The sequence below is a fragment of the Ferrimonas kyonanensis DSM 18153 genome (assembly GCF_000425405.1).
In the GTDB taxonomy this organism is placed as follows: domain Bacteria; phylum Pseudomonadota; class Gammaproteobacteria; order Enterobacterales; family Shewanellaceae; genus Ferrimonas; species Ferrimonas kyonanensis.
The window spans coordinates 1-5,862 of sequence record NZ_AUDJ01000052.1; the positions used below are offsets into that span (position 1 = coordinate 1).

Annotated in this window: 3 protein-coding genes; all 3 read right to left on the reverse strand. The window is 54.0% G+C overall.

The genetic code is table 11. The annotated features are described in order from the left end of the window. Positions 1-678: 678 nt before the first annotated feature. Positions 679-1,080: a nitrous oxide-stimulated promoter family protein gene (locus tag H598_RS0113385; protein ID WP_028113462.1), complete on the reverse strand. Its 402-nt coding sequence runs from the start codon at positions 1,078-1,080 to the stop codon at positions 679-681. Positions 1,081-1,126: 46 nt separating this feature from the next. Beyond that, positions 1,127-3,397 carry a nitric-oxide reductase large subunit gene (locus H598_RS0113390; RefSeq protein ID WP_028113463.1) on the reverse strand — a complete coding sequence of 757 codons (2,271 nt, stop codon included), beginning with the start codon at positions 3,395-3,397 and terminating at the stop codon, positions 1,127-1,129. 236 nt (positions 3,398-3,633) lie between these two features. Beyond that, positions 3,634-5,229, reverse strand: coding sequence for a cation:proton antiporter family protein (locus tag H598_RS24345; RefSeq protein WP_035415916.1), 1,596 nt, complete (start codon positions 5,227-5,229; stop codon positions 3,634-3,636). Positions 5,230-5,862 lie beyond the last annotated feature (633 nt).

The window sequence follows — 5,862 nt, forward strand, 5'->3', positions numbered from 1 at the left end:
AAAAGCCACTGGGTACCCGCGTGCGCGGGCACGATAGAGGGTCGTAGTTTACGCTTTGCGAACTTGATGCAGATGGCGACCACTAACTCTGCCGCCCGCACAACTCTCCAACCGTGTCGCCCTTGCGAACGCGAGGGCCCAGTGTCTTGGTTTTGAGTAAGGTGAAGAAAAGCCACTGGGTACCCGCGTGCGCGGGCACGATAGAGGGTCGTAGTTTACGCTTTGCGAACTTGATGCAGATGGCGACCACTAACTCTGCCGCCCGCACAACTCTCCAACCGTGTCGCCCTTGCGAACGCGAGGGCCCAGTGTCTTGGTTTTGAGTAAGGTGAAGAAAAGCCACTGGGTACCCGCGTGCGCGGGCACGACCGAGGGATGGTTGAGGTTGGTGTGAAAGCGAATAGCCATGAGCTTTGCCGAACCACTTTAACGGCCCGACTACCACAAACTCTACTACTAGCACCGTCGCCCTTGCGAACGCGAGGGTCCAGTGCCTTTGGTTCTATTGTGTTAAAGCCACTGGATTCTCGCCTGCGCAAGAATGACGAAAGGCACAGCCACTGGGTACCCGCGTGCGCGGGCACGACGGAGGGGGGGTTGCAGTTGCTGTGGTAACGATCTGCAGCGAGCTTTGTCGAGAGCGGGACAATAGAAAAGGGAGCCTTGAGGCTCCCTTGGTCATTGTTTTTGCTTTTCGGCGGCCTTACGGCGAGCGTATTGGCTGGCGCCGGCAGGCGGCTTTTCAGGTATTGGCCGCCGCTTATCTAGCAGGTGTTGAATTGCTTCAATGGGGTGCCGGTACAGCATCCTTGGCCCTGAGTAGATCATTGCTTGCCTAGCCTGCTGCCTGGGCTCGGGTTTGTAGCAGTGGATTGGGCATCGAGCACAATCCGGTTTGCTTTCACCGTAAGGGCAGCGATCTAACTTTTGCTCGGCGTAATTCAGCAATGACAGGCAATCCTGGCACAAACCATTGGTTTTCAGATCCGACTGGCAATGGCTGCTGCAGTATATCTGTAGCATGTGCTTGATGGTCTTATGCTCTTTGGCGAGTCGGCCGGTCAACAAAGAGTGGCTCATTGAAACAGCTCCAAAGAGGGCACTCAGTGCCCTCACTAATAATCGATTATGCGGTGGCCAACTTCTTGGCGCGTTTTGCTGACCAACTGGCTTTTACCATACCGAATAGGAACATGGCGATAAACATGCCGCCGATGGCAAACAAAATGTCACCGGGGACGCGCAACCAGACAAACTGTCTCACCAGTTCGCTTTGCAGTACTTCTGGAGAGCGGGCAAACCAGTATCCGCTGTCAATGGCGGCAAAGAACTGGATGATACCCACTGGCAGCAGTGACATCACCAGCATTGCCATCAATCCGATGTTCATTGACCAGAAAGCCCACTTCAGTAAGTTGTGATTCCAGCCTCGCCCTTTGCTCAGCCCCATTAGGCAGAACAGCATCAGTCCAATTCCCAGCATGCCATAGACTCCCATGAAGGCGCCATGACCGTGGGCGGCGGTGGTGTTCAGGCCTTGTACGTAATACAGAGAAATGGGGGGGTTGATCAAGAAGCCCAGCATGCCAGCGCCAAACATATTCCAGAAGGCGGTGGCAACGAAGAACATGATGGCCCATTTGTAGTTGCTCATCCAACTGCTGGCGTTGCGCAGTCGATATTGTTCATAAGCTTCAAAGCCAATCAGTGCCAGTGGTACCACTTCCAGAGCGGAGAAAATCGAACCCCAGGCCAGTACCGACGTCGGAGTACCGGTGAAATACCAGTGGTGGGCTGTGCCGATGATTCCGCCGGACAGGAAAATAAGGGTCGCAAACAGTACGGCGCTGTTGGCGCTGCGGGCGCGGATCAATCCAAGACGAACGAACATCAAGGCGATAACGGCGGTAGCGAAGGTCTCGAAGAAACCTTCAACCCATAGGTGAACAACCCACCAGCGCCAGTATTCAGCCATGGCCAAGTTAGTGTGCTTGCCCATCATCAGACCGGCACCGTAGAACAGACCGATGGCGACCACGGAGATGTACAGCAACCAGATAACGGGCTTGTGGTCGTTTTCTTGTTTCAATGCCGGGCGGATGGCAGCGGTGACCAGCACCAGCCAGATCAGCAGACCGACCATCAGTAACATTTGCCAGAAACGGCCAAGATCGACGTACTCGTGCCCCTGATGTCCGAACCAGTAGCTGATATCAATATCCAGGACCTGTTGAACGGCGAACCACTCACCGGCCATGGAACCCAGCACCACAATCAGCAGTGCAACCCATAGTAGGTTAACGCCCAGCTTTTGCCATTTGGGCTCGCGTCCGCCGGATAAAGCCGGGGCGATATACAGGCCAGTCGCCAGCCACAGGGTGGCGATCCAGAATACGGCCAGCTGGGTATGCCAGGTACGAGTCAGTGAATAAGGCAGGATCTCAGACAGCGGAATGCCATAGAACTGCTGGCCCTCAACCGCGTAGTGAGCGGTGATGCCCCCCAGCACGATTTGCAGCATGAACAGACCAATCGCAGTGAGGAAATACTTGCCGACCGCCTTTTGTGATGGGGTTGGCTGGTGACTGAAAATGGGATCTTCTTTTGCCGGCGTCGGCAGAGGATCGTGTTTCAGTGTCGAGTGATACCAGGCCAGTGCGGCAACACCAAAGATCAGTACAACGACTGACAGGATGGACCAAACCGTGATGGAGGAGGTGGGGGTGTTGTCTACCAGTGGCTCATGGGGCCAGTTGTTGGTGTAGGAGACACCGGACTGGTCAGGGCGATCGGTGGCCGTTGCCCATGCGCTCCAGAAAATAAAGCTGGTGAGGTTTTGGCGTCGGGTCAAGTCCGGCAGGGTGCCCTCTTTCATTGCGTACTGCTCACGCAGAGGCTGCATCTTTGGATCGTCGCCAAACAGGGCTACGTAGTGTTGCTGCACCTGCTGTATGGCGGCCATGCGGGTTTCGGAGATCGTCAGGGTTCCGGTGTTGGCGTCATAGCGATTGGTGCGAATGTCTCGTTTGAGCAACGCCTGCAGTCCGGCTTGTTGGTCGATGCTCAACTGTTCGTATTCCTGGCCAAACTGCTGTTTGGCGCGTATGGAGAGCCAAGCCACTAATTCACGGTGCAGCCAGTCGGCACTCCAGTCCGGTGCCACGTAGGAGCCGTGCCCCCAGATGGAGCCGAGTTGGTGTCCGCCCATAGACCGCCATGCCATCTGACCGTCCTGGATTTGTTGCTCGGTGAATAGGGGGGTGCCAGTGTCACTGACTACCTGTGCAGGAATGGGCGGCATTTCACGGTAGGTGCTGCTGCCCATGGAAAGTAACACAGTAAAGGAGGCGAGGCAGGATAATACCAAGGCCCAAAGGATGATTTTTTGTCGACTCATAGCCGTACCCATTGCGTTTGTATTGTGGTGATTGAAAACTGCAACCCTTTAAGTTGCAATCCAAATGCATCTTTATGGTTTTAAACCTTAGTAAAATGCTCGGGTATTATCAATCGCTGGATCGGGCTGTGTATCGGCTTGGGATCAAGATCACTTTTCCGAGGTGGCGGCGTACTCAATAAGGAATAGAGGAGGGGGAGATGCCGGGCACCACGACGGCGCCCGGTACTTGAAAATTACAGAGACGGGTTGCTTTTGATGTTTACTGGCAGAGAGTCAATAACCTGATCAGCCAGACCGGTACCTGCGGCTTGGTAGATGTTGTACACGCTGTGTACGCCCATCTCCTTCAGAGCTTCCTCTTCATCGGCGTAACGGACGATGGCGGTTACCTTGCCGGAGTAGGCACTGGCAGCCAGCAACTCGGCGGTATGCAGGTTACCCTGGTGGGACGGCATCGCCAGCACAATCAACTCAATCGAACCGCTTGGTACCAGCTTGTCCCAGAAATCCGAGTCGGTACCATCGCCCAGTACGGCTTTGCGGCCGTCGCGATGGTGACGTTCGATGATCTCTTGCTTGTGGTCGATACCAAGGATCACGTCGCCGTAGCTGCTTTTCAGTGAATCGTAGGCACCAGAGCCGATACGGCCCATACCAAAGATCAGTACGCTGGGGTTGCCCAGGTCGATGGGTTGATCTTCCGGGTGCAGTGGTTCGCGCTGCAGGCCCGATAATCTGGGAAGCAGCAGGTCGTAGATTTTTAGAGCCAGGCGGCTGAGCGGGGCCGCCAGTACGAAACTGAACGCCACCAGTAAGGCAATGATCCTCAACCAACTTGCGTCGAGTGACCCCGTCGCTATGGCGGCTGTCATGACAATCAGTCCGAATTCGCTGAAATTGCCCAGTGTGATGGTGGCCATCACCGAGCTTCTTAAACGAAAACGATAGTGAGAAAGCAGCAAAAGGAACAGCGCCATCTTTACCGGCAGCAACAGCATTAATGCCAGAGCTGTTACGACCTCTTCCTTATTTGGAATTCCCTGTTGGCCGATGGTTAGGAAAAAGGCGACCAGAAACAGCTCTTTAAACAAGAAAAGGGACTTAGACAGCTCCGAGGATTTTCGATGCCCGGCCAGCAGGACCCCGAGTATCAGTGCGCCGAGATCCGGCTTTAGCCCTACCGCTTCAAACAATGCTGCCCCAGGAACCAGGGCCATCGATAGGCCAAACAGCACCAGCAACTCACCGTGACCACAGCGTTCCATCAGTTTGAACAGCAGTGGACGTAACAGCGGTAGCCCGAGAAGCAACAGAGCCCAGGCTGAGGGCCATACTCCCTTGCTGACCGTGAGGTAAATCACCGCAAAGATGTCCTGCATAATCAGGATGCCGATGGCGGTGCGTCCATACAGTGATTGGCTGTCGCCACTCTCTTCCAGAGACTTAATGGCGAAAACGGTACTGGAGAAGCTCAGGGCGAAGCCGAGAATGACCACTTGCTGGTTGCCCAGTTGGTCGAACATGCCGATGCCGGTTAGCGCCAGAAGCTTGATAAGGATAGCGGCCAGACCTATGGTGGACACCATATGAATGCTGGCTCCGCCCCAGACTTCAGACTTAGTCAGGCTGGACAGATCCAGTTTAAGGCCGATGGCAAACAGCAGTAGCAACACACCGAGGTCGGCAATCGGTGTAAGGAACGTTAGCTCTTCGACGCCAGCGGCATACAGAGCAAAGCCTGCAGCGAGGTAACCGATGAGAGGCGGCAGTCCGATTCGAGTGGCAGCAATGGCGAGAATCAAGGGGATGATAAGAAGTAGAGGGTCCATCAATGCCTTCCGTGGGTTGGTCAGAGAATCGTATTGTACCGTGTTCTGCTAATAAAACCTGCCAGCTCTGTCTTTGATGCCGTCGTAAATATCGAAAATAAAGGTAACTTTCCTCTTTTATATAGGTTGTCTTCGTTGCCAGCCTCGATGGGTTTCATTCAATGCGCTCGTTCAGTTCTCGACGAGAAGCCGTCGAATTGTGGATAACTCTGTGTTTAAGCTGTGGTGTTGCGGTGGGTTTCGGCGCTTGGCAATAATATCGTGATTTATTGCTGTCTTGGCCTTGCGTTCCGGTGGGGCCTCCCTATAATGCGCTTCCTGTCGACGGGGCACAGCGGCTTACTGAGTAAGACACTGAGCAACAATTCGACACTCGGAAAAGCCTTTGAAAATAACGCTTGACGGGGATTGAGGAAAGCGTAAGATACGCAGCCTCAGCAACGGGAACCACGGTTCGGTTGCAACGCTCTTTAACAATTAGTCAGACAATCTGTGTGGGCACTCGCGCAGGATTGATATCTCATATATCAATGTTGCACTGAGTGACTATAACAAGTTAATTCAGTAATTCATTGAGTCGAAGTTTTCGGACTTCAAAAAACTTTTTAATTGAAGAGTTTGATCATGGCTCAG